The sequence below is a fragment of the Ramlibacter sp. JJN2-2R genome (assembly GCF_057747835.1).
Map to the genome: position 1 here is coordinate 3806875 of NZ_CM173226.1, position 20793 is coordinate 3827667.

Here is a 20793-nt window from a genome sequence, read left to right on the forward strand (position 1 = left end):
GTCATCGCGGCAGCAGCCAGTTCGGCTTGCGCTTCTCGAGGAACGACTGGATCCCTTCGCGGCCCTCGTCGCTGGCTCGGATGTCGGCGATGCCTTCGACGGTGCGGCGAACGAGCCCGGGCGTGATCTCGCGCTCGGCGACCTCGTGCACCAGGCGCTTGCTGGCCTTGACGGCCTCGGGGCCGGCGCCGACCAGGGCGAGCGCGATCTCGTGCACCTTGGCATCGAGCTGGTCCTCGCCCGGCATCACCTCGTGCACGAAGCCGATGCGGTGCGCCTCGGCGGCGGAGAAACGCTCGGCGGTCAGGAACCAGCGGTGCGCCGCCCGCGCGCCCATGGCGCGGATCACGTACGGGCTGATGGTGGCCGGGATCAGGCCCAGCCGCGTCTCGCTCAGGCAGAACGTCGCGCTGTCCACGGCCACCGCGATGTCGCAGGCGGCCACCAGGCCGGTGCCGCCGGCGTACACGTCGCCCTGCACGCGCGCGATGGTCGGCTTGGGGCAGGTGTAGATCACCTCCAGCATGCGCGCCAGGCCGCCGGCGTCCTCCAGGTTCTGCTCGCGCGTGTAGCCGGCCATGCGCTTCATCCAGTTCAGGTCGGCGCCGGCGCAGAAGGCCGGGCCGTTGGCGGCCAGCACGACGCAGCGCACCTCGGGCCGCTTGCCCAGCTCGAGGAACACGGCCGTGAGCTCGGTGATGACCTCGTCGTTGAAGGCATTGCGCACGTCGGGCCGGTTGAGCGTGACCGTCGTGACGGCGCCCTTGGTGTCGAGCAACAGGTGGTTCATGGGGTCTCCGGCTTCGGTGGATGGTTCATGCCATTGTTCATGGGCCGCCTCAGTAGCGCTTGGCGACCTCTTCCAGCATCACCTCGGTGGCGCCGCCGCCGATGGCCAGGATGCGGGCGTCGCGCCACAGGCGCTCGATCGCCGTCTCGCGCATGTAGCCCATGCCGCCGTGGAACTGCTGGCAGGTCTGCACCACCTCGTTGACGAGCTCGCCCGTCAGGGCCTTGAGCATCGAGACGTCCTGCACGATGTCGTGCCCCTGCGTCACGCGCCAGGCGCAGTGGTACATGAACTGCCGCGCCGCCCGCGTCTTCGCATCCAGCATCGACAGCCGCTGGCGGATCACCTGCTGGTTCCACAGCGGGCCGCCGAATGCCTGCCGCTGGCGCACGAAGTCGAGCGTGAGCTGCAGCGCGCGCTGGCAGTGGCCCACGGCCATCGCCGCCAGCGCGATGCGCTCGGTCTGGAAGTTCTTCATCACCGAGTAGAAGCCCTTGCCCTCCTCGCCCAGCAGGTTGGCGGCGGGGACGCGCACGTTGTCCAGCACCAGCTCGGCGGTGTCGCTGGACAGCCAGCCGGTCTTCTTCAGCGCCCGGCCGACCGAGAAACCCGGCGTGCCCTTCTCGACGATGAACATCGAGACCTCGCGCTTGCCCGGCCCGGTCTTGGCGGCGATGAAGTACAGGTCGGCGTGGACACCGTTGGTGATGAACATCTTGGTGCCGTTGAGCACCCAGGAGCCTGCCCCGGACGACGCGGCGCCTGCGACGCGGCCCGATCCGGGGCCCCCTTCCCAGCGCGCCGTCGTGCGGATGCCCGCCACGTCCGAGCCGGCGCCCGGCTCGGTGATGCCCACCGCGGTGATCAGCTCGCCCGCGATCACGCGTCGCAGGTACTTGTCCTTCTGCGCCGCGCTGCCCGCATGGTGCAGGTGCGGGCTGGCCATGTCGGTGTGGACCAGCACGGTGATGATGAAGCCGGCATAGGTGGACTGCGACAGCGCCTCGGCGAACACGAGGTTGGTCAGCGCGTCGGCCTCGGCGCCGCCGTACGCACCTTCGTACATCAGGCCGAACAGGCCGGCCTGGCCCATGCGGCGCAACACCTCGCGCGGCACGAAGCCCTGCTCCTCCCAGGCGTCGGCCTTGCCGTCCACCTCGCGGGCAAGGAAGCGCGCCACCTGGTCGCGCAGCGCTTCGTGGTCGGGGGTGTCGTAGATGCTGGTGGAGTCCATGGTCCTTGTCTCGACGTTGCCCTGTCATGCCGGGCCTGACCCGGCATCCAGTGACGGGGCCGTTCGAGGCGCCGGACTGGATTGCGGGTCAAGCCCGCAATGACGGGGTTGCTTCATCACATCCTGAACACGCCGAACTTCGGCTCGCCGATCGGCGCGTTGAGCGCGGCCGACAGGCCCAGCGCCAGCACGCGGCGCGTGTCGGCGGGGTCGATCACGCCGTCGTCCCACAGCCGGGCGGTCGAGTAGTAGGGGTGCGACTGGTGCGCGAACTGGTCCAGCAGCGGCTGCTTGAACTTGGCCTCCTCGTCGGCCGACCAGCTGCCGCCCCTGGCCTCGATGCCGTCGCGCTTGACGGTGGCCAGCACGCTGGCGGCCTGCTCGCCGCCCATCACCGAGATGCGCGCGTTCGGCCACATCCACAGGAAGCGCGGTGAGTACGCGCGGCCGCACATGCCGTAGTTGCCGGCGCCGAAGCTGCCGCCGATGATGACCGTGAACTTGGGCACGCTGGCCGTGGCCACCGCCGTCACCATCTTGGCGCCGTGGCGCGCGATGCCCTCGGTCTCGTACTTGCGCCCGACCATGAAGCCGGAGATGTTCTGCAGGAACACCAGCGGCACCTTGCGCTGGCAGCACAGCTCGATGAAGTGCGCGCCCTTCTGCGCCGACTCGCTGTACAGGATGCCGTTGTTGCCGATGATGCCCACCGGCATGCCCTCGATGTGGGCGAAGCCGCACACCAGCGTGGTGGAGGCGCCGCCGGGCGTGCCGCCCCAGCGGGCCTTGAACTCGTGGAACTCGCTGCCGTCCACGATGCGCGCGATCACCTCGCGCACGTCGTAGGGCTTGCGCACCTCGGTGGGGATCACGCCCCACAGCTCCTTCGGGTCGTACCTGGGCGGGCGCGGCTCGCGCAACTCCACCGGCGGCACCTTCTCGCGGTTGAGGCTGGCGACGGCCTGGCGCGCGATGGCCAGGGCATGCAGGTCGTTCTGTGCCAGGTGGTCGGCCACGCCCGACAGGCGCGTGTGCACGTCGCCGCCGCCCAGGTCCTCGGCGCTCACCACCTCGCCGGTGGCGGCCTTCACCAGCGGCGGGCCGCCCAGGAAGATGGTGCCCTGGTTCCTGACGATGATGGTCTCGTCGCTCATCGCCGGCACGTAGGCGCCGCCGGCCGTGCACGAGCCCATCACGACGGCGATCTGCGCGATGCCCTGGGCCGACATGTTGGCCTGGTTGTAGAAGATGCGGCCGAAGTGGTCGCGGTCGGGGAACACGTCGTCCTGGTTGGGCAGGTTGGCGCCGCCCGAGTCGACCAGGTAGATGCACGGCAGGCGGTTCTGCATCGCCACTTCCTGCGCGCGCAGGTGCTTCTTGACCGTCATCGGGTAGTACGTGCCGCCCTTGACGGTGGCGTCGTTGCACACGATCACCACGTCGCGCCCGCTCACCCGGCCGATGCCGACGATGACCCCGGCCGACGGCGCGTCGCCGTGGTACATGCCGTGCGCGGCCAGCGGCGCCAGCTCGAGGAACGGCGTGCCGGGATCGAGCAGCATCTGCACCCGGTCGCGCGGCAGCAGCTTGCCGCGCGCGGTGTGCTTGGCGCGGGCGGCCTCGCCGCCGCCGGCCGCGGCCTTGGCAAGCTGCGCGCGCAGGTCGTCGACCAGCCCGCGCATCACTTCGGCGTTGGCCTGGAACTCCGCCGAGCGCGGATTGAGTTGGCTTTCGAGAACGGTCATGGGTCGGTCGCTTTCAGCGCGCTGTGGCACCGCGCCGGCGCGCCATCGAACGGCGCAAGCCCGGCTGGCCCCGGCGCGGGGCCAGGGTGCGGCGATGCCGCCGAGCGTACGCAAGCGCCCTTCGCAGCGTCTGCCCGGCAGGTTGCAAATCCTGCCACACTGTCGGGCATGCCCGCGCCTGCCCGCCCCGCCGCCGCCCGCCCGCCTGCCGCCGTCACCCCGATGGCCTTTGCCCGAGCGATCGCGGCCGCCTACCGGCGGGCCGGCCGGTCGCCCGAGGCGGCCCTGCGCGCGGCACAGATCGCGCCAGCCCAGCTGCGCGAGCCCGGGGGGCGCATGACGGCGCGCCAGATGGAGGCGCTGTCGGCCGCTGCGATGCAGGAGCTGGACGACGAGGGCCTGGGCGCCTTCGCGCGCCCGCTGCCCTGGGGCAGCTATGGCCTGCTCGCGCGCGCCTCGCTGACCGCCCCGGACCTGGGCGTGGCGCTCAAGCGCTGGTGCCGCCACCACGGCCTGCTGGTCGGCGACATCCGGCTCAGCGTGGCGGCGAGCGGCGCCACGGCGACCATCGCGCTGCAGGAACTGCGGCCGCTGCCCGCCGACGTGCGCGAGCTGTCGATCGCCTTCATCCTGCGCAACGTGCACGGCCTCGCCTGCTGGTTCGTGGACTCGCGCATCCCGCTCGTGGGCGCGAGCTTTCCGTACGCCGCGCCGCCGCACGCCGACGCGTACGCCCACATGTTCCCCGGCGGGCCGCTGTCGTTCGACCCCGCCGCCGGCGGCGCCCGCATCGACTTCGACGCGCAGTACCTCGCGCTGCCGCTGCGCCGCGACGAGAAGGCCCTGACCCAGCTGCTGCGCCAGCGCGCCCTGCAGCTGACGGTGCTGCAGTACCGCCGCGACCGGCTGCTGGTGCCGCAGGTGCGCCAGGCGCTGGCCGCGCAGCCGGCGCGCGCGCACAGCGCGGAGGCGCTGGCGCACCTGCTGCACGTCTCGCCGCGCACGCTGCACCGCCAGCTGAAGGAGGAAGGCGCAAGCCTGCAGCAGCTCAAGGACGAAGTGCGGCAGGACCTCGCCCGCGACCTGCTGCTGCGCACCTCCAGGCCGGTCAAGCAGGTGGCCGCGGCCGTGGGCTTTCGCAACGAGAAGAGCTTCGCGCGGGCCTTCCGCCAGTGGGTCGGCGTGGCGCCGGGGGAATTCCGCGCCGGGGCCTGAGCGCTCGCGCGCTGCACGGGACGGCCCGGTCCCTGCGCTGCACTGTTGCGCCAGCCCCGGGCCATGGCGTCGGACCAGGCTCCTGCGCGGGGCGAATCATCAGGAGCGGACTACAAGCTGCTGTCGCGCACCGGCGCACGATGGCCGCATCTTTCGCCAACGAGGACGTTCCCATGAGACAGCGCATGCTCCCCGTGGCCGTGGCGGTCCTGTTCGCACTCGCGGGGTGCAGCAAGACCGACAGCGGCGGCACCGCCACGCCGTCATCGACAGCCACCGCGCCGGCCACCAGCCCCGCACCGGCTCCCGCGCCGCCTCCTGCACCGGCTCCCGCGCCCGCTGCGGTGTCTGCCGCCTCCGCCGAGGCACCGGCCGCGGGGGCCGCTTCGAGCACCGCGTCACCGACCGGCGCGACCGGCAGCAGCGCCGGGCCGGGCGGCTCCAGCAGCAGCGCCTCCAGCGGTGGCGGCACGCAGACCGCGTCGGCGGCCAGCGGCGGCGGGCAGGCCATCTACTCGCAGACCTGCGTCGCGTGCCATGCCGCCGGGATCGCGGGCGCGCCCAAGCTCGGCGACAAGGCCGATTGGGGCCCGCGCGTCGCGCAAGGCAAGGACACCCTGTACACGCACGCCATCCAGGGCTTCCAGGGCAAGAAGGGCGTGATGCCGCCCAAGGGCGGCAACACGGCCCTGCCCGATGCCGACGTGAAGTCGGCGGTCGACTACATGGTGTCGCAGGCCCAATGAAGGCGAAGGGCCGGCACCGCTTGCGCGATGCCGGCCCGTGAGGAAGCCCCATCGGGCGGCGGCGCCGCCCGCGGAGCGTCAGGCGCCCGTCGAGGTGCGCAGCGTGCGCGGCTCGTTCTGGATGCTGGTGCCGCTGGACACGCGCAGCGTGTTACCCTCGACCTGCACGCGGGTGCCGGCGGAGATCGGCTCGCTCTGGCGGAAGGTGCGGACGCTGCCGTCCTCCATGCGCACCTGCACGTCGTACACGGTGGTGGCGCGCACGCGCTTCTCGACCTCGTTGCCGGCCAGCGCGCCGCCCAGGGCGCCGATGACCGTCATCGCCGTCTTGCCGTTGCCGCCGCCCATCTGGTGGCCGAGCAGGCCGCCGGCCACCGCGCCGCCGGCGACGCCCAGGCCCGAGCCTTCGCCCTTCTGCTGCACCGCCTGCACGGACTGGACCGTGCCGCACGAGGCGCAGATGGCCGCGCGTTGCGTGGGCATCAGAGCCGGCGTGGACCAGCCCTGGCTGGCCGAGCCCTGCGCGACCTGTTGCGGCGCGGGCGCCTGGTGGGGCACCGGCTTCTTCGCCGGCGCGGGCTTGTGCACCTGCGCCTGCGCGGGGGCGGGCGCCGGCTGGGCATTGGTCTGCGGCGTGGCCTGCAGCTGCGCCACCGGGGTGCCGTCGGCCGGCGCGATCTTGGGCAGCGCGGACTGCTGCGCGACCGGCGGCGTGGCTGCGGGCTGGTCCACCGAGCGCATCACCAGCGCACCGGCCAGGCCGGCGGTGGCGATGGCCAGCGCGCCGAGCGCGACCCAGATCGCCTTCGGGATGGCGCTGAGCGACGACGGATTGGAGGACGGGGCTTCGGACGTGAGGACAGTGGACATGTGGCTGTTGGTCAGTTGTTGTCGTGCTGTTTATAACGGTCGAGCTCCCTTGCTGGCGACATCCGCCCGATGAAGGTTGTGACCGGGCGTTTCCGCTGCGGGGGTTTTCGCGAACTACTTCACGCGGCGCGGCGCCGTGCCGTGCGCTGGCCAGTGCTCACTCAGGGGCGCACGGTCTCAGCGGCGCGACGAACGGCCGAGCCAGCGGGGCAGCATGGACACCAGGACGCCGTCCTTGAGCACGAAGTGATGCGCCAGCGCGGCGACGGCATGCAGCCCGGCGAGCCAGAGGATGGTGTCGCCCAGCAACCCGTGCAGCTCGGTGATCTGGTGGCCCCAGGCATGGTCGGGTTCGACCCAGGGCGCGATCGCCACCCCGCCCAGCAAGGTGATCGGGTGCCCCTCGAGCCAGGCGCCGACGATGGCCGTGAGCGGCACCAGGAACAGCAGCACGTACAGCAGCACCTGCACGGTGGTCGCGACCAGGCCCATCCAGCGGGCCACCGGCACCGGGTCGGGGTGGCGGTCGCCCAGGCGCCACAGCAGGCGCGCCGCCGACAGCACCAGCACGGCGAAGCCCAGGGTCTCGTGCAGCGAGCGTGAGAAGTCGTTCTCGGGCGCATAGATGCGCCGCTCCGCCCCCTCGGGGCCGAGGAGGAAGGCCGCCAGCACCAGCAGCGCGACGATCCAGTGGAACGCCTGCGCGGGCGCGCTGTAGCGGGTGGGAGAGACTTCGTCGGGGTTCGGGGCCATGGGGGTGGATGATGCGCCGACTGCGGCGATGGAAGTTGATCCGGTCCAGCCCTCAACGCGAAGCGGCGCTGTCGCCGGGACGCAGGCGCAGCTTGCGGGTCACGCCGTCGGGACCGAACAGCACGACCAGTTCGGGCTGCGTGGGGCGCACCGGACGGGCGCGGTACACCCACACCTCGTAGCCGTTGTCGAACCGCAGCGCCTCCGGCTCGCCCAGCGCGGCCGCGACCTCGGCCTTGGTGCTGCGGCCGACGGCGACCGTGCCCGCGGCCGCCTGTGGCGGCATGCGCGGGTCGCGGAACATCGGCTTGTCGGGCAGTGAAGGCGCCAGGCCCGCGCAGCCGGCCAGCAGCGAGGCGGCCAGCAACAGCTCAGCGCGGCGCATCGGGCTCGTCCATGAAGTCGAACACGACCAGCGTGTCGTGCGGCCAGCCCGGATCGGCCAGCGGCAGGAAGTAGGTGCGATCGACCAGCATCTCGCAGTCGCAGTACGGCAGGTCCTGGCGCAGCCCCGGATCGTCGAACGCGCCGGCCCACAGGCGCCCGACCGGCAGCTGCTCGCGGCGCGCGCCGGCCACCAGCGTGACGCCGAACAGCGGCCGGTCGGCGAAGAACAGGTACTCGTTGTTGCGCCGGTCGCAGTAGGCCGGGGTGGTGTCGAGCTTGTCGTACAGCCACACGATCCACGAAGGGCTGTTGGACACCAGCGCCGCCTCCATGCCGACCCGGCACTCCAGCCGCAGGTCGCCCAGGCGCCGCGTGTCGGGCGGCAGCCCCGGGGTGCGCACGTCGGCGCGCCAGGTCATGGTCAGCGCCTTGCGGTTGGGCGTGACCACCGCGTCCTCGGCCAGCGCCCGCGCGTCGCGCGGCAGCACGAAGGTCCGGTCGGGTGCGATCTTCAGCGGGATCTCGACGTTGCGGCTGAGCACGTCCATCTCGAGGCGGTCCAGGCTCACGCCCGGCTTGCGCTGCAGCAGCTTGAACCGCAGCGTCGCGTTCGGCGCCATGGCCGGCCGGTCGCGCTCGAACAGGTCCATGCCGCTCACCATCTTGCGGTACGACTTCTCCACCGGGTCGCGCAGCGCCGTGCCCGTCACGCTCACCGGCGGCAGCGCCGAGGCAGCCGGCCGGTCCTGTGCCTGCGCGCACCCGGGCACGGCCAGGCCCAGCAGCCATGCCGCCGCCGCCACGGCCGAGCCAACCGGAAGAACGAAGCGCGAGCCCATACGAGTAGCTCAGCCTAGCGGCCGGCCCGCGGGCGCGCCGTCGGGAGGGGCCGCGTGCGGCTGTCGGCGCGTTCACGCATCCACGCGTGACGACCGCTGCAAAGTGTCAGCGCGAGCGCTGCCATGCCAGCCGGGCCGCTATCTTGTCCCGATCCCTCGGTGCCGCCATGGACCCCTATCTCGCCAACCTCAGTTTCGATCCGCCCAAGCGCAGCTCCGAGCTGCTGCGCGGGCTGCTGCCCGCGATCGCGTTGAACGCGCTGTTCTTCGGCATCGTGCTGTCCGGACTGCATTGGCCCGACCAGGGGCCGGGCGACTTCGCCGAAGGCGCTTCGTCCGCGACGCGGCAGATGGGCGGCCCGGCCGCGCCGCAGCCGGCCGGGGCGCCCGACGCACCGGTGCCGGAGAGTCCTGCCCGGCTGCAGCCGGCGCCGTTGCCGCCGGCCGGGACCGCGCCATCGCAACCGCTGACGCAGGCGCCGCCGACGGACGCGACGCGCCGCCCGGCCGCCGCAGCGGCGCCGGCCACGGTCGCCCGGCTCGATCCGCAGGCGGGCAGCGTCGCACCGAAAGCGGCGTCCGCGACCGCCGCCTCGGCGGCGCGCAACGGCAGCAGGCCCCAGCCCAGTTTCGACTGCAGCCGCGCGCGGCTGAAGACCGAGAAGGCCATCTGCAGCGACGCCGAACTCGCGCAGCTCGATCGCGACCTGGGCCGCCTGTATGCGCAGGCCCGCGCGGCATCGCCGGACCCCGCCGCCTTCAAGCGCCAGAGCGACCGGGCCTGGCTGCGGCGCGAGGCCGAATGCGGCGGCGACCGCGACTGCCTGCGCCGCTGGTACGCGGAGCGGCGCGCGCAACTGCAGGCCGGCCTGGACGGCCGCCAGCAGGCGACCGGGCGCGCGACGCGCTGAGCGCCGCTAGCGCGGGAACCGCTCGCGCAGCTTCAGCTTCCAGAACTTGCCGGTCGACGTGCGCGGCACGGCGTCGATCCATTCGTAGCGCTCGGGCAGCTGCCATTTGGCGAAGCCGCGCTGCAAGAGGTGCGCGCCGAGGTCCTCGGCGCCCACCTGCTGGCCGGGCTTGCGCACCACGCAGGCCAGCGGCCGCTCGCTCCACTTCTCGTCGGGGATCGCGATGACCGCGGCCTCGGCGACGGCCGGGTGCGCCATGAGCGCGTTCTCCAGGTCCACGGAACTGATCCACTCGCCGCCGGACTTGATCAGGTCCTTGGTGCGGTCGGTGATGCGCACGAAGCCGAGCGCATCGACGCTGGCGACGTCGCCCGTGCGCAGCCAGCCGTCGGCGGTGAACTTCTCGCGCTCCACCGGCACCTCGTGGTAGCTGCCGGTGATGAAGGGGCCGCGAACCTGGATCTCGCCCACGCTCTTGCCGTCCCAGGGTTCGTCGGTGCCGTCGTCACCGCGCACGCGCAGGTCCACCAGCGGCACCGGCACGCCCGCCAGCGCCGCGCGGCGATAGCGCTCGTCGGCATCGGCGTCGCGCAGCTCGGCGCGCGGATACGAGATCGTGCACACCGGCGACGTCTCGGTCATGCCCCATCCCTGCAGGATCCACACGCCGTGCCGGTCGAAGGCGCGGATCAGCGCCTCGGGCACCGGCGCGCCGCCCACCAGCGAGCGCATGCCGCGCGGCAGCCGCCAGCGCCCGTGGTTGGGCGAGCCTTCGGCCTGCGCCGCCTCGTAGGCCTGGATCAGCGACATCCAGATCGTCGGCACGCCCAGCGCCAGCGTGGGCGGCTCCTCGCGCATCAGGTCCAGCAGGTCGTCGGGATGCAGGTGCGGCCCCGGAAACACGAGCTTGACCCCCAGCATCACGGCGCCGTACGGCATGCCCCAGCTGTTGGCATGGAACATGGGCGTGACGGGCAGCACCACGTCGGTGCCGCGCAGGCCCCAGAAGTCGGCCAGGCTGGCCACCAGCGTGTGCAGCACGGTGGAGCGGTGCGAATAGACGACGCCCTTGGGCCGGCCGGTGGTGCCGGACGTGTAGCACATGGCCACCGGGTCGTTCTCGTCGTGCGGCGCGTAGGCAAAGCCGTCGGGGTCGGCGCCGGCCAGCAGCGCCTCGTAGTCGTCGAACGGCGCCGCCACCGGCTGGCCGCCGAAGGGGAACACGATCACGCGCTCGAACCGGTGCAGGTGCGCGAACTTCTCGTACAGGGGCAGCAGCACGTCGTCGACGACCAGGAAGCGGTCCTGCGCGTGGCCGGCGATCCAGCCGATCTCCTCGGGCGCGAGCCGCAGGTTGAGCGTGTGCATCACGCCGCCGGCCGCGGGGATGCCGAAGTAGCACTCCAGGTGGGCGTGGTGGTTCCAGCACAGGGTGGCCACGCGGTCGCCCTTCTGCAGCCCCAGCGCCTGCAGCGCGCTGGCGAGCGAGCGCGTGCGGCGGTGGAACTCGCCATAGGTGTGCCGGCGCAGCGACTTGTCCGGCAGGCGCGAGACGATCTCGTTGCCGGCGAACAGTTGCCCGGCCCGCTCCAGCAGGTGGTTGAGCGAGAGGGGGATGGGCATCATGGTGGACCGCATGCGACTGATCTCCTGGGGTGCTGCGAGCCACTCTCGGAGACGCGCCGCGCGGTCGCAATCGGGTGAACCCGCGGGCCGGTTCGCCCGCGGAAGAGCACAGGGCGCGAGCCGCCCCGATGGCGTGCGCAGGGCAGTCCCAGCGCCGCGTCCATGGCGTGCGATGCCATGCCGTGGCATGCCATGTCATGATGCGGCGCGCCCGGGCCGCGAGCCGGCCGTCGACCGGCGCCACCTTCCTGAAGTTCCCCGCATGACGACCTCCCCCGCACCGGCCCCGGCCACGCGCACCGTGCACGCCGCCGTCCTGGTCCTGGCCGCCGCGTCCTTCCTCAGTGGCGCGGCCCTGCGGCTGTGCGACGGGCTGATCCCCCGCCTGGCGCAGGACTTCGGCGTCACCGCCGGCGTGGCCGGCCGCGTGGTGATCGTCTACTCGATCGCCTACAGCCTGATGCAGCTGGTGTTCGGCCCGCTGGGCGACCGGTTCGGCAAGATGCGGCTGGTGTGCGTGGCGCTGTTCGGCTGCGCGGCGCTGGCGCTGGCGGCCTCGCTCGCGCAGGGCTTCGACGCCGTGCTCGCCGCGCGGGTGGGCTGGGGCATGGCCGCGGCCGGCATCATCCCGCTGGCCATGGCGTGGATCGGCGACGCGGTGCCCTACGAGGAGCGCCAGCCCACGCTGGCGCGCCTGCTGACGGGCACCCTGTCGGGGATGATGGCCGGGCAGCTGGCGGGCGGGCTGTTCGCCGAGAGCGCGCTCGGCTGGCGCGGCGCGTTCGCCATCATGGCCGCGGCCTACGCGCTGCTGACGGCGCTGCTGCTGCTGCGCCCGCGGGCGCTCGTGCCGCCGCCGCGCCACGAGGAGCAGCGCCACATCGTGCGCCAGTGGCAGCTGGTGCTGTCCTCGTCCTGGAGCCGCAAGGTGCTGGCCGCCGCGCTGGTCGAGGGCATCTTCCTGCTCGGCCCGCTGGCCTACATGCCCGCGCTGCTGCACCAGCGGTTCGGGCTCTCGGTGGCCGCGGCCTCGGGAATGATCGCGCTGTATGCGGCCGGCGGCCTGGCGTATGCGCTGGCGGCGCGCCGCATCGTGAACAGCCTGGGCGAGCGGCGCATGGTGCTGGCCGGCGGCTGGATCATGGGCGTGGGCGAACTGCTGTGGCTCGCCTCGCCGCTGGCGTGGACGGCAGCGCCGGTCGCGCTGGCGGTGGGGTTCGGCACCTACCTGTACCACAACACCCTGCAGACCAATGCGACGCAGATGGTGCCCAGCGCGCGCGGCACGGCGGTGTCGCTGTTCGCCACCAGCCTGTTCCTGGGGCAGGCGCTGGGGGTGATGCTGGCCGGCTACGCCTTCGACCACTTCGGCGCCACCGCGATGCTGGTCGGCCCCAGCATCGCCCTGCCGCTGGCGGGCTGGGCGTTCGCCCGCGCGCTACGCGCCCGCGGCTGAGAGCCGGGCGGCGGCGTCCAGCGCCGCCTGCACCATGTCCTGCAGCACCGGCTGGATCTGCTGCGCGCGCGCTTCCATGTAGTCGAACGGCGGCGCCTCGCGCATGTACAGCTTCTGCACCATCTCCAGCTGCACCGCGTGCACGTGCTCGGCCGGCCGGCCGTAGTGGCGCGTGATGTAGCCGCCCTTGAAGCGGCCGTTGACCACGTGCGTCGCGGCCGGCGCGCGACCGGCGGCCTGCGCGACCGCCTCGGTGATCGACGCGTGCGCGCTGGCGCCGTCGGCGGTGCCGATGCTCAGGTCGGGCAGGAGGCCTTCGAACAGCCACGGGATCTCGCCGCGGATGCTGTGCGCGTCCCACAGCAGCACGTGGCCGTGCTCGGCCCGCAGCCGGTCGAGTTCGCCGCGCAAGGCGGCGTGGTACGGCTCCCAGTAGGCCGCGCGCCGCTGCAGGCGCTGCTGCGGCGACGGCGCCGCGCTCTCGCGGTACAGCGCGGCCCCGGTGAAGAAGCGCGTGGGGCACAGCTCGGTGTTCGAGGCGCCGGGATACATGGGCGTGTCGTCCGGCGGCCGGTTCAGGTCGATCACGTAGCGCGAGACCACCGGCCGCAGCACGCTGGCGCCCAGCGCGTGCACGAAGCCGTACAGCCGGTCGAGGTGCCAGTCGGTGTCCTCCACGTCGAGCGCGCGCGGCACGTAGGCGGCCCGCAACGGCTCGGGAATCTCGGTGCCCAGGTGCGGGATGCTCACCAGCAGCGGCGCGCTGCCGCGGTGCAGGCGCCAGGTGTCGGCGCCGGTCATGCCTGGGCCTCGATCCACAGTGCGTCCTGGCCTTTCACGATCCCGTGCGCGTGCCACACCCGGTGCCCCCAGGCCAGGTGCCGCGGCGGGATGTGCAGCTCTTCCTCCAGCAGCACGACCCGCGCCGGATGCTCGTGCGCATAGACGGCGATCACCGCCTCGCCCTCGGCCTTGAAGGTGTATTCGGTGCCCACCCGCACCAGCCTGGCCTTGCCGGGATCGGCCATCACGTTGAAGGCGAGCGCGGACCCGCCGAGCAGCGAGCAGTCGACCGACGCGCCGCCGTTGAAGCGGAACGCCGGACTGTCGGCGCCCAGGTGCTGCGCCCCACCGCCCACGCGCAGCATGACGCCGCTGCCTTCGAGCACGGCGAACCAGCGCTCGACGCCGTCGAAGGGCGGAAAGGGGCCCGGCTCGGTGATCTCGGCCACCGACAGGCGCAGCTTCCACAGCTGGCCGCCCGGCCAGACGAGCAGCTCGTGCGTGAGGCCGCCGCCGTTGTGCCAGGGCTGCCGCTCCGCGGCGTCGAGGGAGACGAGGTGCCAGGTCATCGGGGCGATTGTCGCCTTCAACGACCTGGCGCAGCCAGCGCTGCGATGCAGCGGGCCGCGCGCGCGGCGGCCGGCTGCAGCGGCATCACTTGCGCGGCTCGGGGTAGAGGAACTCCGGCCGCAACGGCTGGATGCCGTTCGGGTAGTAGCGCTCCGGCCCGAGGGGCGGCAGCGGCGCCCCGATGATCTGCGTCTGCGCCACCGGCGAGGGCGAGGCGCCCATCACCGCCGTGGATGCCACCGTGGCCGGGACGGCCGGGCTGTAGGCCACGACGGCGGGCTGGACGCGGCGCGCCGCCGTCGCCGTGCCCCCCGGCGCGGCACCGGGGCTGCTGCCCACGCCGCCCGGGCCGGCATTCACCGCCTCGGCGGGAGCGGCCACCGTGCCGACCGCGACCGCGCCCCCCGGCGTGCCGACCGCCGTCGAGGCGGAGACGGCGCCGCTTCCCGGGCCGGCCGCTGCGGCCGTGCCCGTGCCGACGCCCGCGCTCGCCGCGCCGGCGCCGGTTCCAGTTCCCGCGGCGCCTGTTCCGGCGCTGGCGGACGTGCCGGCACCGGCGCCACTGGCGCCAACGCCCACACCGCCACCGCCGACACCACCGCCGACGCCACCAGCTCCTGCACCGGATCCCGCGCCAGCTCCTGCGCCGCCGCCCCCGGCGCCCGCACCGCCGCCACCTGCGCCAGCACCACCGCCGCCTGCGCCTCCGCCACCGGCACCGCCGCCGCCAGCACCACCACCTCCGGCACCTCCGCCGCCGCCGCCGCCTCCTCCACCGCCGCCGCCTCCTCCGCCACCTCCGCCGCCACCTCCGCCTCCGCCTCCGCCTCCGCCGCCTCCGCCTCCGCCTCCGCCGCCTCCGCCTCCGCCTCCGCCTCCGCCACCGCCACCGCCACCGCCGCCACCACCGCCGCCTCCGCCACCCCCGCCACCGTGGGCGTAGGCATCCGTGGGCCAGGTCAGGGCGGCGGTTGCGCTGAAGGCGCCGACCACCAGTGCAATCGCGATCGGTCGCAGGGTCGCTTTCATGGCTGTGTCCTCGGTTCGTTCGATGCCCCGCATGATCTTTTTTCCCATTCGTGCGCGTGGTCGGACGCGCACCGACACGGCCGTCAGCGGACGCTTGCGCTGACTTGGCCAGCTGGCTCGGCCGTCGGGCGGCGCAGGCAGCACCGCCCCCTATAGTCAGGGCCCGGAGGCCGCATGATCGAACTGGACAAGGACACCCGCAAGGAAGCCATCGCGTCGATCGAGCGCTGGTTCCGCGAGAACATGGACGAGCCGATCGGCAATGTGGCGGCCGGCGGCCTGCTGGGCTTCTTCGTGGAGGAAATCGGCCCTGCCATCTACAACCTCGCCGTGAGCGACGTGCAGAAGCGGCTGCGGGCCCGCCTGGACGAACTGGACCTCGAGGTGCACGAGGACCCGTTCCAGTACTGGCGCCGGCACGACAAGGCCACGAGGAAGCGCTGACGCCCGGGCGGGCCATCTGTCCGGCTCCGCGTTCCGGGCGGATCGAGTCGCCCAAGGCTTGCCGAAGGCTCGGTAGACTGCGCCGATGCGAGCCATCCACCGCCACGTCGAACGCCACCGCACCGCCCACATCGGCTGGCTGCGCGCCGCGGTGCTCGGCGCCAACGACGGCATCGTGTCCACGGCCAGCCTGGTGGTGGGCGTGGCGGCGGCGAACTCGGGCCGCGACAGCATCCTGGTGGCGGCGGTCGCCGGGCTGGTGGCCGGCGCGATGTCGATGGCGGCTGGCGAGTACGTCTCGGTGCATTCGCAGGCCGACACCGAACAGGCCGACCTGTCGCGCGAGCGCAAGGAACTCGAACACGATCCCGGTGCCGAGCTGCGCGAGCTGCAGGGCATCTACGTCCACCGCGGCCTGGAGCCCGGCCTGGCGCGCCAGGTGGCCGAGGCGTTGATGGCCCACGACGCGCTCGGCGCCCACGCGCGCGACGAGCTGGGGATCTCGCAGGAGCTCGCGGCCAAGCCGGTGCAGGCGGCGCTGGCGTCGGCGGCCAGCTTCGCGGTCGGCGCCGCGCTGCCGCTGGCGGTGGCCGCGATCGCCCCGGTGGCCGGCCTGCTCGCGTGGGTGGGTGGCACCTCGCTGTTCTTCCTGGCCGTGCTCGGCGCCGTCTCGGCCCGCGCCGGCGGCGCGCCGCTGTGGGTCGCCACCTGGCGCGTCACGTTCTGGGGCGCGCTGGCCATGGGCATCACCGCGGCGATCGGCGCGGCGTTCGGCACCGTGGCCTAGCTGTCGAACCTCAGCAGGTCGTTCACACCGCTCTTGCGGGCCCGCTGCGCCACTCGTCGGCCAGCAGGCCATAGACGTTGGTGTCGTAGGCCACGCCCTTGGCCACCCAGCGCAGGCGCATCGTCCCTTCGTGCACGAACCCGGCCCGCTCGAGGAGCCGGCAGGACGCGGCGTTGGCCGGATTGACCTCGGCCTCGATGCGGCGGATGCCGTTGGCGAACAGGTGCGCGCAGGCGGCATCGACCGCTTCGCGCATCCACCCGCCGCCCCAGTGGTCGCGCCCGAGCGCGTAGCCCAGCTCGAGCCGGCCGCTGCCCTCGTCGTGCTTGAACAGCAGCAGCGTGCCGATCGCGCGGCCATCGCTGCGCCGCTCGAGCACGAGCTGCTGCGCCGTGCCCGACGCCGTGATCGCCCGCATGCGGTCCAGCCAGCGCGCGGCGTCGTCGATCGAACCCCAGGTCGCGTACGGAAGAAACCGCGTGACCTCGGGGTCGCCATTCACTTCGAGCAGGTCCGCCAGGTCCCCCTCGTCGACGGGGCGAAGGATCAACCGCGGCGATGCGATGCTGGTGACCAGGGGGAACGGCATGGGGGGAAGTTGCTGGAGCGGCCGCTGGACGTGACGGGCCCTGGCGGGTCCGCTCGCCTAGGCGTTGAGCTGGGCCAGCGCCGCCTGCAGGCCGGCGACGCCGCCGACGCGCTGGTCGTTGATGAAGACCTGCGGCATCTGGCGCACCGACGGACCGCACTTTTCATAGAACGCCAGCCGCTGCGCCTCGTCGTCGATCCGGATCTCCTCGAAATCGAGCGAGCGGGACTTGAGAAGCATCTTGGCCGTGTCGCATTGCGGGCAGGCGGACTTGGAGTAGACGACGATCTTCAGTGCCATGCGCGCAGTTTATCGGGTGGCCTGCGTCGCCGCCGCCGGCCCGCAGGCGCGGCGCCCCTCAGTCCGAAGCGCGGATCCAGTCCAGGGCGGCCTCGAACGACTCGAAGGTGCGCAGCATCAGCCCGAGCTTCTGCGCCGTCTTCTCGGTGGCGCCGACGCGCGTGGATGCGCGCACGACGGAGGCCAGCCGCTCCAGGCCGGCCAGCTTTTCGGCCATGTAGAACCCGAGCTCCAGGTGGTCGGTGAACATGAGGCCGTGGTCCAGCCCGCGCAGGTCCAGCAGCACCCGCTTGCGTTGCCGGCTGCTGCAAAGCGCCAGGACGTGGTCGACGCCGGCCCGCATGTCGTGGATCGACGCCGGCCCCGATGCTTCCACGAGCAGGAACCGGGGCTCGTGGTCATGGACGGTGAATTCGAGGGCCATGCCCGCAGTCTAGCGAGGCGGCTCGGCGGCCAGGCGCGATCCGGCGTGCCGCGTGGTTGCGGGTGGCTAGTGGCTGGTGGCTCGCGCTACTTCTTCGCGGCGGCGCGCTGGCTGCGCGCCGCGGTATTGGCGGCCACCGCGGCGCGGATCAGTTCCTTGAACGCGGCCTCGTCGGGCCGTTCGCCTTCACGGATGTCGATGGCGCGGCGCGTGTTGCCGTCCAGGCTGGCGTTGAACAGCTGGCGCGGATCCGGCAGGGACGCACCGCGGGCGAAAGTGAGCTTGACCACCTGCTTGTACGACTCGCCCGTGCAGACGATGCCGTCATGGGACCAGACGGGCGTGCCGCCCCACTTCCATTCCTCCTGGATCTGGGGGTCCGCCTCGTGGATGCGCTGGCGGACCCACGCGAGCGTCGCGCCCCGCCAGTCGCCCAGCGCCTGGATCTTGTCGGTCATGTGGGTCGAAGCATCTGCGCCGTCCGCAGCAGGTCTTGCCGTCATGTTGCCTCCCGAGTCGATGCGCCGCCCGCCTCCTAGAAGAATCATCCGACGGGCGCCTTCGAAGAGGATGCCATCGATGGACTGCCGACCGCAACCGGCGACCCTCAGCCCGCCAGCACCTGGCAGGCCTCGAGCCGATTGCCATCGAGATCCTGAAAACTGAAGTACCGCACCCCTGCGCCCTCCACCAGACTCCCGGCGCTGACGCCACGGCGCTGCAATTCCAACAATGCCGCCGCTGCATCCGGCGTCGCGAAGATCGGGAAGGCGCCGGGCGCCGTCCGATCCGGCACCGGCTCTCCGGTCTTGCGCTCCCACAGCGTCAGGCTCGAGCCGTGTGCCAAGGGCAGGACTGCCAGGCGCTCCGCAGTGTCCGTGTACGAGGCCTTCAGGCCGAGGGTGGCGGCGTACCAAGCAGCGGCCGCCTGGTAGTCAGCGACCCGAAGAATGAACGTGTCGATCTGGTCGAAGAGCGGTGTTGGCTGGGTCAAGCGAATCTCCTCTTGAAGATGGTCGGATGCGGCCTTGGCAATGGCCCGCTGTCACCTGCGCCCGCCATCGAGCAGCCCGGTCCATCGCAGGCCCAGCCAGGCCAGCAGGACCATCAGCCCGAGCCCGATGCAGCATGTGACAATGAAGGCGAGGTATTGAACGGATCCGTCGCCATGGATGGCGCCCAGCTTGCCGGGGGACCAGCCCGCCCAGAGCGCGCGCGCCAGCTCGCGGGCGATGAACCCGCCGCCTGCCAACGAGAACGCGAGCGCGAGCACGCCAGCCAGGGGATTCTTGCTGTCCACGTCCGAGCTCCTTTGCATCCCTTGCCGGATCAGCGACGGGCCATGCCCGCCAATGGCGGCTCCGGATCGGCGAGGTCACGCAGCGAGGGCCCGAACGACCAGGTCTCGGCGACCGAGATCAGCGTCTGGACGGCAATGGCCAGGATGACTCCGGTCGCCACGATCTGGTCGTGCTTGCGCATGATGTGTTCTCCTCCCTCTGCAATCTAACGTCGAACGCGACTGACGCGCAAGGGGCGGTGCGCGCGGCGCAGCAGCACAGGCGCGATCGTGTCGAAGAATCAGACGGCCTTCATCGCCTGCTCGCGCAGTCACGGCAGAAACCGATGCACGCCAGAATACGGTGCATGGACCGCCGGCTATTGATCACCGCGCTGGCCTGCTGGCCCGCCGCGAGCCTGCGCGCGCAGGGCGAGGAACGGCCTCGCTACAAGCTCTCCGCCGCCCAACTGCACGAGGCGCTTTCCGCTCGCTTCCCGGTGCGCCTGGCCGTCCCCGGCCTGCTGGAGCTGCAGGTCAGCGCGACCGAGCTGCTGATGCTGCCCGCGCGCAACAAGCTCGGTGCGTCGCTGCGCGCGGATGTGAGCGGCTCCGGGGCCGAAGGCGTTCTGCAGGGCATGCTGGACCTGGTCTTCGCCTTGCGCTACGAAGGCCATGACCAGACCATCCGCGCCCATGAGCCGGAGATCCTCGACATCCGCCTGCCGGGCATGGCGGCCGAGTCGCTGCAGGCGTTGCAAGGCATCCTGCGGGGGATGGTCCGCGAGACCATGGCCGAACTGGTCCTGCACAGGTTCACGTCGCGCGAACTCGCGCTGCCCGACACCATGGGCTTCGAGCCGGAGACGGTGACCGTCGTCGAAGACGGGGTCCTGGTCGTCTTCCGGCAAAAGCCCTGGCGCTGAACACCGCTGCCGCGTCGGCACGCTTCCGAGCGCGCACCTGGCCTCCCCGGTCCACACACTCCCGAAACGCGTCGACTTCCTGTCCAACGGCTCGCGGCCGAACCCACGGGTGCCGATGGGCGCCTCTTGCGGTGCGCCTAGGGGTTGCGCGACCCGGGCTCCGTGGACACCCGCAGCAGTTCCTGGCGCAGTTGCTGCAGCTTCGCCTTCAGCACCTTGCGGTTGTCGGCGCCCATGCGCAGCAGCATCTTCTGGCCAGCGGCAAGGCGCTGGAAGCGGGCATCCTGGTACTCGTAGCGGGTCCAGGGACGCGGGGCGGCGATCGGTCCCCTGACCTCGGTCAGCCTGAGTTTCGGCGGCTGCGTGGGTTCCGGCGTCGCCAGGAGCAGGTCGATGATCTCGAACACCCGCGCGTTCAGCCGCTGGCCGGGAAAGCCGAGGTCGCCGTAGGCCCGCTCCAGCGCCGGGTACATGCGCCGGTACACGTCCACGGCCTGGGCCGCATCGACCGAGTCGACGAAGGCCACGAACGGCGCATAGCGCAGATCGTTCCGGGCGGCCACCTGCGTCGAGTCGTCCTCGCCCGTGGTGAGGAAACGCCCGGGGGTGGGTTGCACCGGCCACACCGACAGCGGCGCATGCTCGCGCCCCAGGCTGTCCAGGGTCGCGGCGAACCGGCGCGGGAAGTCGGTGGTGTCCAGGAACTTCAGCACCCCCTCTCGGCCCAGCAGTCGCATGAGGGTGGCGGGGATGTCTTGCGCCTGGACCACGTCCTGCGCCGCGGCGGGCACCAGCGTCGGCGATGGCGAGTCGGACGCGGCTTCCTGCGCCGGCGGTGGCGGCACCTGGGCCGCGGGCGCAGGCTCGCTGGCCAGCCTCTCGGCAGGCGACCCGAACCGGGACCACGCGTACCAGCCACCCGCGGCGACAGCCACGGCCAACAGGGCCACGGCGATCGGCGCGGACGACCCCCGGCGGCGAGGCGCGTGGACGCGAACAGGGCCGGAGGAGGAAAAGCTGGGTTCCAGTCGGTCGTCGGTCATGCCCCGCATGCTGCGCCCATTCGGGGCGCCGCCTCAAGGGCGAGGCT

27 protein-coding genes are annotated in these 20793 nt (G+C 72.4%); 7 read left to right on the forward strand and 20 right to left on the reverse strand.

Features of this window, described 5'->3' with window-relative positions:
• Position 1 precedes the first annotated feature (1 nt).
• The 3 genes from AC3ANR_RS18455 to AC3ANR_RS18465 all read right to left on the reverse strand — a co-directional run bounded on the left by AC3ANR_RS18455 (position 2) and on the right by AC3ANR_RS18465 (position 3769).
• Complete coding sequence (locus AC3ANR_RS18455) at positions 2–790, reverse strand: enoyl-CoA hydratase/isomerase family protein (protein WP_488289563.1); 789 nt, start codon at positions 788–790, stop codon at positions 2–4.
• A gap of 49 nt (positions 791–839) precedes the next feature.
• Positions 840–2024, reverse strand: coding sequence for an acyl-CoA dehydrogenase family protein (locus AC3ANR_RS18460; RefSeq protein ID WP_488289564.1), 1185 nt, complete (start codon positions 2022–2024; stop codon positions 840–842).
• 116 nt (positions 2025–2140) lie between these two features.
• The gene (locus tag AC3ANR_RS18465) at positions 2141–3769 is read right to left on the reverse strand and encodes a carboxyl transferase domain-containing protein (protein ID WP_488289565.1); all 1629 of its coding nucleotides are present in this window, start codon (positions 3767–3769) and stop codon (positions 2141–2143) included.
• A 168-nt stretch (positions 3770–3937) separates the two neighbouring features.
• On the opposite strand from AC3ANR_RS18465, the gene AC3ANR_RS18470 reads away from it, so the two are divergent.
• Positions 3938–4984 (forward strand): AraC family transcriptional regulator, encoded by a 1047-nt coding sequence (locus AC3ANR_RS18470; RefSeq protein ID WP_488289566.1) that lies wholly within the window; start codon positions 3938–3940, stop codon positions 4982–4984.
• Between the two features lie 185 nt (positions 4985–5169).
• Positions 5170–5730 (forward strand): c-type cytochrome, encoded by a 561-nt coding sequence (locus AC3ANR_RS18475; RefSeq protein WP_488289567.1) that lies wholly within the window; start codon positions 5170–5172, stop codon positions 5728–5730.
• A gap of 78 nt (positions 5731–5808) precedes the next feature.
• Here AC3ANR_RS18475 and AC3ANR_RS18480 read toward each other — a convergent pair whose 3' ends face one another.
• The 4 genes from AC3ANR_RS18480 to AC3ANR_RS18495 form a co-directional block, all read right to left on the reverse strand.
• Positions 5809–6600, reverse strand: coding sequence for an outer membrane lipoprotein (locus AC3ANR_RS18480; protein WP_488289568.1), 792 nt, complete (start codon positions 6598–6600; stop codon positions 5809–5811).
• 177 nt (positions 6601–6777) lie between these two features.
• Positions 6778–7353 carry a cytochrome b gene (locus tag AC3ANR_RS18485; RefSeq protein WP_488289569.1) on the reverse strand — a complete coding sequence of 192 codons (576 nt, stop codon included), beginning with the start codon at positions 7351–7353 and terminating at the stop codon, positions 6778–6780.
• A gap of 52 nt (positions 7354–7405) precedes the next feature.
• Complete coding sequence (locus tag AC3ANR_RS18490) at positions 7406–7738, reverse strand: hypothetical protein (RefSeq protein ID WP_488289570.1); 333 nt, start codon at positions 7736–7738, stop codon at positions 7406–7408.
• Complete coding sequence (locus AC3ANR_RS18495; RefSeq protein ID WP_488289571.1) at positions 7725–8543, reverse strand: hypothetical protein; 819 nt, start codon at positions 8541–8543, stop codon at positions 7725–7727. Before AC3ANR_RS18495 ends, AC3ANR_RS18490 begins: the two co-directional genes overlap by 14 nt.
• 122 nt (positions 8544–8665) lie before the next feature.
• On the opposite strand from AC3ANR_RS18495, the gene AC3ANR_RS18500 reads away from it, so the two are divergent.
• On the forward strand, positions 8666–9490 hold the full coding sequence (locus tag AC3ANR_RS18500; protein ID WP_488289572.1) for a lysozyme inhibitor LprI family protein: 825 nt from the start codon (positions 8666–8668) through the stop codon (positions 9488–9490).
• 6 nt (positions 9491–9496) lie between these two features.
• On the opposite strand, the gene AC3ANR_RS18505 is transcribed toward AC3ANR_RS18500, so the two are convergent.
• Positions 9497–11128, reverse strand: a complete 1632-nt coding sequence (locus tag AC3ANR_RS18505) for a long-chain fatty acid--CoA ligase (protein WP_488289573.1) — start codon at positions 11126–11128, stop codon at positions 9497–9499.
• A gap of 250 nt (positions 11129–11378) precedes the next feature.
• On the opposite strand from AC3ANR_RS18505, the gene AC3ANR_RS18510 reads away from it, so the two are divergent.
• The gene (locus AC3ANR_RS18510) at positions 11379–12572 is read left to right on the forward strand and encodes an MFS transporter (protein WP_488289574.1); all 1194 of its coding nucleotides are present in this window, start codon (positions 11379–11381) and stop codon (positions 12570–12572) included.
• Here the strand turns inward: AC3ANR_RS18510 and hutG are convergent.
• The 4 genes from hutG to AC3ANR_RS18530 all read right to left on the reverse strand — a co-directional run bounded on the left by hutG (position 12555) and on the right by AC3ANR_RS18530 (position 14872).
• Entirely contained in the window at positions 12555–13373 is an 819-nt protein-coding gene (gene hutG / locus AC3ANR_RS18515; RefSeq protein WP_488289575.1) for an N-formylglutamate deformylase, read from the reverse strand. The genes AC3ANR_RS18510 and hutG overlap by 18 nt on opposite strands.
• Complete coding sequence (locus tag AC3ANR_RS18520; protein WP_488289576.1) at positions 13370–13924, reverse strand: HutD/Ves family protein; 555 nt, start codon at positions 13922–13924, stop codon at positions 13370–13372. Before AC3ANR_RS18520 ends, hutG begins: the two co-directional genes overlap by 4 nt.
• 85 nt (positions 13925–14009) lie before the next feature.
• Positions 14010–14306, reverse strand: a complete 297-nt coding sequence (locus AC3ANR_RS18525) for a hypothetical protein (RefSeq protein WP_488289577.1) — start codon at positions 14304–14306, stop codon at positions 14010–14012.
• Entirely contained in the window at positions 14282–14872 is a 591-nt protein-coding gene (locus tag AC3ANR_RS18530) for a hypothetical protein (protein ID WP_488289578.1), read from the reverse strand. The genes AC3ANR_RS18525 and AC3ANR_RS18530 overlap by 25 nt, the downstream gene beginning before the upstream one ends.
• A 256-nt stretch (positions 14873–15128) precedes the next feature.
• Between AC3ANR_RS18530 and AC3ANR_RS18535 the strand changes: the two genes are divergently transcribed.
• Together AC3ANR_RS18535 and AC3ANR_RS18540 are read left to right on the forward strand one after the other, a co-directional pair.
• Positions 15129–15398 (forward strand): DUF2164 domain-containing protein, encoded by a 270-nt coding sequence (locus AC3ANR_RS18535; RefSeq protein ID WP_488289579.1) that lies wholly within the window; start codon positions 15129–15131, stop codon positions 15396–15398.
• Positions 15399–15483: 85 nt separating this feature from the next.
• Positions 15484–16185 (forward strand): VIT1/CCC1 transporter family protein, encoded by a 702-nt coding sequence (locus AC3ANR_RS18540; protein ID WP_488289580.1) that lies wholly within the window; start codon positions 15484–15486, stop codon positions 16183–16185.
• Positions 16186–16207: 22 nt separating this feature from the next.
• Here AC3ANR_RS18540 and AC3ANR_RS18545 read toward each other — a convergent pair whose 3' ends face one another.
• From AC3ANR_RS18545 to AC3ANR_RS18575, 7 genes are all read right to left on the reverse strand, one after another.
• On the reverse strand, positions 16208–16774 hold the full coding sequence (locus AC3ANR_RS18545; RefSeq protein ID WP_488289581.1) for a GNAT family N-acetyltransferase: 567 nt from the start codon (positions 16772–16774) through the stop codon (positions 16208–16210).
• 57 nt (positions 16775–16831) lie between these two features.
• Complete coding sequence (locus tag AC3ANR_RS18550; protein ID WP_488289582.1) at positions 16832–17074, reverse strand: glutaredoxin family protein; 243 nt, start codon at positions 17072–17074, stop codon at positions 16832–16834.
• A 58-nt stretch (positions 17075–17132) separates the two neighbouring features.
• On the reverse strand, positions 17133–17498 hold the full coding sequence (locus AC3ANR_RS18555; RefSeq protein WP_488289583.1) for a SpoIIAA family protein: 366 nt from the start codon (positions 17496–17498) through the stop codon (positions 17133–17135).
• 86 nt (positions 17499–17584) lie between these two features.
• On the reverse strand, positions 17585–17956 hold the full coding sequence (locus tag AC3ANR_RS18560) for a DUF1801 domain-containing protein (RefSeq protein WP_488289584.1): 372 nt from the start codon (positions 17954–17956) through the stop codon (positions 17585–17587).
• Between the two features lie 149 nt (positions 17957–18105).
• Positions 18106–18492, reverse strand: a complete 387-nt coding sequence (locus AC3ANR_RS18565; protein ID WP_488289585.1) for a VOC family protein — start codon at positions 18490–18492, stop codon at positions 18106–18108.
• A 51-nt stretch (positions 18493–18543) separates the two neighbouring features.
• On the reverse strand, positions 18544–18798 hold the full coding sequence (locus AC3ANR_RS18570; RefSeq protein WP_488289586.1) for a hypothetical protein: 255 nt from the start codon (positions 18796–18798) through the stop codon (positions 18544–18546).
• A 29-nt stretch (positions 18799–18827) separates the two neighbouring features.
• Positions 18828–18980, reverse strand: a complete 153-nt coding sequence (locus tag AC3ANR_RS18575) for a hypothetical protein (RefSeq protein WP_488289587.1) — start codon at positions 18978–18980, stop codon at positions 18828–18830.
• Positions 18981–19145: 165 nt separating this feature from the next.
• On the opposite strand from AC3ANR_RS18575, the gene AC3ANR_RS18580 reads away from it, so the two are divergent.
• The gene (locus AC3ANR_RS18580; protein WP_488289588.1) at positions 19146–19703 is read left to right on the forward strand and encodes a DUF1439 domain-containing protein; all 558 of its coding nucleotides are present in this window, start codon (positions 19146–19148) and stop codon (positions 19701–19703) included.
• Positions 19704–19840: 137 nt separating this feature from the next.
• On the opposite strand, the gene AC3ANR_RS18585 is transcribed toward AC3ANR_RS18580, so the two are convergent.
• On the reverse strand, positions 19841–20746 hold the full coding sequence (locus tag AC3ANR_RS18585; RefSeq protein ID WP_488289589.1) for a DUF3014 domain-containing protein: 906 nt from the start codon (positions 20744–20746) through the stop codon (positions 19841–19843).
• Positions 20747–20793 lie beyond the last annotated feature (47 nt).

Bases quoted from the DNA above. Each gene is read 5' to 3' on its own strand.
- AC3ANR_RS18535 (WP_488289579.1), top strand. From the start codon at position 15,129: ATGATCGAACTGGACAAGGACACCCGCAAGGAAGCCATCGCGTCGATC.
- AC3ANR_RS18585 (WP_488289589.1), bottom strand. From the start codon at position 20,746: ATGACCGACGACCGACTGGAACCCAGCTTTTCCTCCTCCGGCCCTGTT.
- AC3ANR_RS18460 (WP_488289564.1), bottom strand. From the start codon at position 2,024: ATGGACTCCACCAGCATCTACGACACCCCCGACCACGAAGCGCTGCGC.
- AC3ANR_RS18545 (WP_488289581.1), bottom strand. From the start codon at position 16,774: ATGCCGTTCCCCCTGGTCACCAGCATCGCATCGCCGCGGTTGATCCTT.
- AC3ANR_RS18490 (WP_488289570.1), bottom strand. From the start codon at position 7,738: ATGCGCCGCGCTGAGCTGTTGCTGGCCGCCTCGCTGCTGGCCGGCTGC.
- AC3ANR_RS18530 (WP_488289578.1), bottom strand. From the start codon at position 14,872: ATGCCTACGCCCACGGTGGCGGGGGTGGCGGAGGCGGCGGTGGTGGCG.
- AC3ANR_RS18470 (WP_488289566.1), top strand. From the start codon at position 3,938: ATGCCCGCGCCTGCCCGCCCCGCCGCCGCCCGCCCGCCTGCCGCCGTC.
- AC3ANR_RS18485 (WP_488289569.1), bottom strand. From the start codon at position 7,353: ATGGCCCCGAACCCCGACGAAGTCTCTCCCACCCGCTACAGCGCGCCC.
- hutG (WP_488289575.1), bottom strand. From the start codon at position 13,373: ATGACCGGCGCCGACACCTGGCGCCTGCACCGCGGCAGCGCGCCGCTG.
- AC3ANR_RS18480 (WP_488289568.1), bottom strand. From the start codon at position 6,600: ATGTCCACTGTCCTCACGTCCGAAGCCCCGTCCTCCAATCCGTCGTCG.
- AC3ANR_RS18510 (WP_488289574.1), top strand. From the start codon at position 11,379: ATGACGACCTCCCCCGCACCGGCCCCGGCCACGCGCACCGTGCACGCC.
- AC3ANR_RS18455 (WP_488289563.1), bottom strand. From the start codon at position 790: ATGAACCACCTGTTGCTCGACACCAAGGGCGCCGTCACGACGGTCACG.
- AC3ANR_RS18520 (WP_488289576.1), bottom strand. From the start codon at position 13,924: ATGACCTGGCACCTCGTCTCCCTCGACGCCGCGGAGCGGCAGCCCTGG.
- AC3ANR_RS18540 (WP_488289580.1), top strand. From the start codon at position 15,484: ATGCGAGCCATCCACCGCCACGTCGAACGCCACCGCACCGCCCACATC.
- AC3ANR_RS18555 (WP_488289583.1), bottom strand. From the start codon at position 17,498: ATGGCCCTCGAATTCACCGTCCATGACCACGAGCCCCGGTTCCTGCTC.
- AC3ANR_RS18575 (WP_488289587.1), bottom strand. From the start codon at position 18,980: ATGCGCAAGCACGACCAGATCGTGGCGACCGGAGTCATCCTGGCCATT.
- AC3ANR_RS18465 (WP_488289565.1), bottom strand. From the start codon at position 3,769: ATGACCGTTCTCGAAAGCCAACTCAATCCGCGCTCGGCGGAGTTCCAG.
- AC3ANR_RS18475 (WP_488289567.1), top strand. From the start codon at position 5,170: ATGCTCCCCGTGGCCGTGGCGGTCCTGTTCGCACTCGCGGGGTGCAGC.
- AC3ANR_RS18560 (WP_488289584.1), bottom strand. From the start codon at position 17,956: ATGACCGACAAGATCCAGGCGCTGGGCGACTGGCGGGGCGCGACGCTC.
- AC3ANR_RS18505 (WP_488289573.1), bottom strand. From the start codon at position 11,128: ATGCGGTCCACCATGATGCCCATCCCCCTCTCGCTCAACCACCTGCTG.
- AC3ANR_RS18580 (WP_488289588.1), top strand. From the start codon at position 19,146: ATGGACCGCCGGCTATTGATCACCGCGCTGGCCTGCTGGCCCGCCGCG.
- AC3ANR_RS18550 (WP_488289582.1), bottom strand. From the start codon at position 17,074: ATGGCACTGAAGATCGTCGTCTACTCCAAGTCCGCCTGCCCGCAATGC.